Raw genomic sequence first — 4565 nt, 5'->3', positions numbered from 1 at the left:
GAAATGTATTGCGGCTGTTGTATGAACCGACTACAATGACGTTCTCGCCACAGGCCATGCTGCTTATACTCTCCGCCGGACTGCCGGCCACATACCCCGTCAGCCCGCGGTTGCCGAACGTCAGCATATCACCGTTGTCCGACGATATGAAGGCACTCGCTCCCTGGCCGGCTGCCCCTTCGATCGTCAACATCGGCACAAACTCGGGATTTGTCAGGCTCTTGGCCGTCAGATCAAGATAAAGCGACGCCCGATAGCGGTTATTGCCATCCTCAACACCCGACTCCACTACGATGTAGGAATCACTGGAAAACGCCGACGCAAACAGAGACGACGTCACCGAAGTGCCACTCCCGCCGACGGTAATTCCATCCTGTGCGGACGCAATAGGATAACTGTATGTAACCTGCCCGGTTTTGACATTCAATATATTGAAAACCACAGCCACCGGATCAGACGTATCGCTCCATACCTGTACGAAACCGTTCCAGCTTGTATTGCCGTCGGTCACCGGAAGGGTCGACACCTTACCGGCTCCGGCCGAAAAATCAGCCCGCAGCGACACGTCCGACATACCGTCGTTGCCTGCGGCCATCACGATAATCATATCCTTGCCAAGCTCTGCCAGATATCGGTCAACGACGTCAGTGCCGTCATGAGGCCCGAGCACACTTCCAAGACTCAGGTTGAACACAGCCGGACGACCCTGCGACTTGGCATAACCCAACACTTTCTGAGCCGCATCCATGATATTTGCGTCGTAGAGAGTTCCCACTCCGACAGCATATTCGGCACCGCGTGCCAGACCATAGTAAGTATTGTTGGCACTCACCACCATCGGCTGACCGTTATACGACTTCACCATATCGCAGCCCTTATTGTAGGCACCGCCCATTATACCCGCCACATGAGTGGCATGGGTCGACTGCGTATTGTCCGTCGACAACGACGCGATGGCCGAAGGCGTATCATAAACCGTCGGGGCAGCGCCCTCCGTATTGCCGTAGACCCATACCCGGCTGACACGCGACGACGTCTGGTCGGAATTCAGAAAATTTATATGGTTGGGATCAAAACCCTGATCCATCATGCCGAGCACCACTCCCGATCCGTTATAGTTTTTCGGAAGACTGTACGACGTGCCGCTCATCACCCTGTTGGCCTTCGATGCCGTCCGGGCCTTGTCGAGCGCCAGACGGGCTCGGCCGCCAACCGACAGACGCCTTACAGCCTTGTCGCCGGCCACCTTCATCAGATCAGCCGTACACAAGCTGACGATAGCCATATCACCGCGGCGGTCCATCACCTCCACGCCTTCGATCTGCGCGGCATCATATCCGTCGGCAAGCTCCACTATGGCAAGCATCGTTTCAGGCACCTTCTTGCGCGGTGTCAATCCTTGCGCACGCGACTGCTGCGACGCCTGATACTGTTCGAACAGCACCTGCCCCGCAAAATTCACCTTTCCGGCGGCATCCTGTGCCGAAGCCGTCACCAGCAGCGACGCCCCTGCCATAAAAGACAGGATTGCATTACGAGTATTCATTATCTGTTAGGCTTTAGATTATCTATTACACCACATGACGCTGATCAGACACCACACGAGGTATAGGTTGCAAATATAGGTAAAAAATGCCGTAAATATCATAATTTTTCGTATGTTTGCGTCCGCAAAATCACTTTTTTACGGCAGTCTCCCCACATATCGATGATTAACAAAGCATTGCGCATCGGTCGAATTATTGTTTCACTGACGGTCTTCATCCTGTTGACCGCCGGACTCACCGTCGCATCTGTCGCCATCGATCCCATAGCCGCATGGATCAGCCGCATACAGCTGCTCCCGGCAGTGGCCACATTCTCCATCGGAGTGTTTGTCGTGTGGCTTATCATCACACTGGTGTTGGGGCGCGTTTACTGCTCATCAGTCTGCCCCATAGGGTTGATACAGGATGCTTCGGCCCGTTTGTTCCACCGTCAAAAGATCTACCGCTACCGGAAGCCATTCAGCCCCCTTCGCCACACGGTGCTTGCCGTCACCGTAGTCTGCCTTATGACAGGGCTGATTGCCGTGCCGGCATTTGTCGATCCCTATACGCTCTACCTGCGCTTCTGCTCCGATTGCATCGTGCCGGTGGCCAACGCCCTCGGATCCGCACATCCCGCATCACCGCCCTATGATCCGCTCGACACTCCCCTCACACGCGCAATGGCCGGATCAGCCCTCGGCATCGCACTGACACTGATGGTCATGGCTGTGATCATACTCGTAAGCGCACGATCAGGACGTCTGATATGCTCCACGGTATGCCCCGTAGGCACTACTCTCGGATTTGTCAGCCGGTTTGCAATATTCCAGATCGACATCGACACCGACAAATGCATCCAGTGCCGACGATGTGCCGACGTATGCAAGGCCGAGTGCATCGACCTCAACGACCATGTTGTCGACGGATCGAGATGCGTCAACTGCTTCGACTGCATCAACGTATGCCCCAACGACGCCATACATTACACCACACGGCGCAAACAACTGTCGATACCGCTCATGCAGAGCGTAAAAAATATCAATTCCAAAACCGAAGCCACACTCGACACCGCCGCACCGGAGTGCGACAAGGCATCACCACCACACGAAAACGACCTGCGATGAAACAATACCTCGATCTTCTGAAGACCGTCATGCAGAGCGGCACCGACAAATCGGACCGCACCGGCACCGGCACCAGATCCATATTCGGCTACCAGATGAGATATAATCTTGCTGAAGGATTTCCGTTGCTGACCACCAAGAAGCTGCATCTGAAATCGATCATCCATGAGTTGCTCTGGTTTCTCAACGGCGACACGAATGTGAAATATCTGCAAGACAACGGAGTCAGGATATGGAACGAATGGGCCGGACCCGACGGCGACCTCGGCCACATCTATGGATACCAGTGGCGACAGTGGCCCGACTACCGGGGAGGGCACATCGACCAGATCGCAGAAGCGATCCACACCATAAAGACCAACCCCGACTCCCGACGCATTATCGTCAGCGCATGGAATGTGGCCGACCTACCGCAGATGCACCTGCCGCCGTGTCACGCATTCTTCCAGTATTACGTGGCCGACGGACGCCTCAGCCTGCAACTATATCAGCGTAGCGCCGACTGCTTTCTCGGAGTCCCGTTCAACATCGCCTCATACGCCCTTCTGCTCATGATGACCGCACAGGTCACCGGACTGCAAGCCGGCGATTTCATCCACACCCTTGGCGACGCCCACATCTACCGCAACCATTTCGAGCAAGTGGAGCTGCAGCTGTCACGCGATCCCCGCCCGCTCCCGCGCATGATCATCAACCCCGATGTCAAGTCGATATTCGACTTCAATTACGATGACTTCCGGCTTGAAGACTACGATCCGCATCCCCACATCAAAGCCATTGTAGCCGTATGACTTCGACCGACAACCGACAGACAGTTTCACTGATAGCCGCCGTGGGGCGCAACAATGAGATCGGATGCCGCGGCGACCTCGCGTTTCATATACGTGCCGATCTGCGACACTTCAAAGAACTGACCATCGGCAAGCCCGTGGTAATGGGGCGCCGCACATTCGAGTCGCTCCCTAAAGGCGCGCTTCCGCAGCGCCGCAATATCGTCATCACTACCGACACCGGCTATAGTGCGCCCGGCATAGAAACCGCCGCTTCGCTCCAACAGGCGCTCGCCATGACTGCCGACGCACCCGAAACCATGATCATAGGCGGCGGCATGGTCTATTCAGAGGCTATGCCGGTCGCATCGCGCATATACCTCACCGAAGTAGACGCATCGCTCGACGAGGCCGACACGTTTTTCCCTGAGATAGACCGCAATCAGTGGACCGCCACATCGCAATCCGACACATTCACCGACGAACCCACCGGCCTGTCATATCGGTTTATCAACCTGCACCGATTGTGATTCTTCAGGTACTCATAGCGGCCTATGGTCGCGACGGCATCATCCGAGCCGCCAGCCTTGATCTGCCCGCAACCGACGGAGTGGGCTATATCATCGGATGGCAAAGAGCCGGATGCGTCATGGACATACCACCACAGCTCAGACGCCCGGACATTGACGTGATAGCTACCGATACAATCGGATTGGCCGCGAACCGCAACATCTTGCTTGACCACGCTTCGGCGCCTTATCTTAAATTCTCTGACGACGACGTGACGCTGACCGAACAGGATCTTACCGATCTGATCAAGGCGTTTGACAACTATCCCGACGCCGATATACTGCTCACACGGTTCGGATCACCCACACGCACACCGTCAGCACCGGCAAACACATTTGTCATACAGGACGCGCCACGCGGCTATTGGCCGTCGGCCATAGAGATCAACATCAGGAGATCAAAAGTGGCATTGAGGTTCGACACACGGTTTGGCCTAAACTCATCGCGCTACCCTTATGGAGAAGACGACATCTATATCGTCGACGCCATCCGTAGCGGACTGACCGTGAGATATGTCCCTGTCATGGTAGGACGGCACGAGCATCTGTCGTCAGGCGAGCGAATACATCCAC

At 55.6% G+C, this 4565-nt stretch carries 5 protein-coding genes; 4 read left to right on the top strand and 1 reads right to left on the bottom strand.

Annotated elements, in window-relative coordinates:
• Positions 1-1546: S8 family serine peptidase (locus tag C5O24_RS10950; RefSeq protein ID WP_133165545.1), on the bottom strand; the 1546-nt coding region annotated here is incomplete at its 3' end.
• A gap of 162 nt (positions 1547-1708) precedes the next feature.
• On the opposite strand from C5O24_RS10950, the gene C5O24_RS10945 reads away from it, so the two are divergent.
• The 4 genes from C5O24_RS10945 to C5O24_RS10930 all read left to right on the top strand — a co-directional run.
• Entirely contained in the window at positions 1709-2653 is a 945-nt protein-coding gene (locus C5O24_RS10945) for a 4Fe-4S binding protein (RefSeq protein WP_107035124.1), read from the top strand.
• A complete protein-coding gene (locus C5O24_RS10940) occupies positions 2650-3444 on the top strand; it encodes a thymidylate synthase (RefSeq protein WP_107035125.1) in 795 nt (264 codons plus the stop codon). Before C5O24_RS10945 ends, C5O24_RS10940 begins: the two co-directional genes overlap by 4 nt.
• Positions 3441-3953 carry a dihydrofolate reductase gene (locus C5O24_RS10935; RefSeq protein ID WP_107035126.1) on the top strand — a complete coding sequence of 171 codons (513 nt, stop codon included), beginning with the start codon at positions 3441-3443 and terminating at the stop codon, positions 3951-3953. The genes C5O24_RS10940 and C5O24_RS10935 overlap by 4 nt, the downstream gene beginning before the upstream one ends.
• Positions 3950-4565, top strand: a 616-nt coding sequence (locus C5O24_RS10930; RefSeq protein WP_107681821.1) for a glycosyltransferase family 2 protein, incomplete at its 3' end; no start/stop codon positions are given. The genes C5O24_RS10935 and C5O24_RS10930, both read left to right, overlap by 4 nt.

The sequence above is a fragment of the Paramuribaculum intestinale genome (assembly GCF_003024925.1).
Classification (GTDB): Bacteria; Bacteroidota; Bacteroidia; order Bacteroidales; family Muribaculaceae; genus Paramuribaculum; species Paramuribaculum intestinale.
Note: the sequence above shows the minus strand (reverse complement) of the source record. Positions and strands in the feature narration are given on the sequence as shown.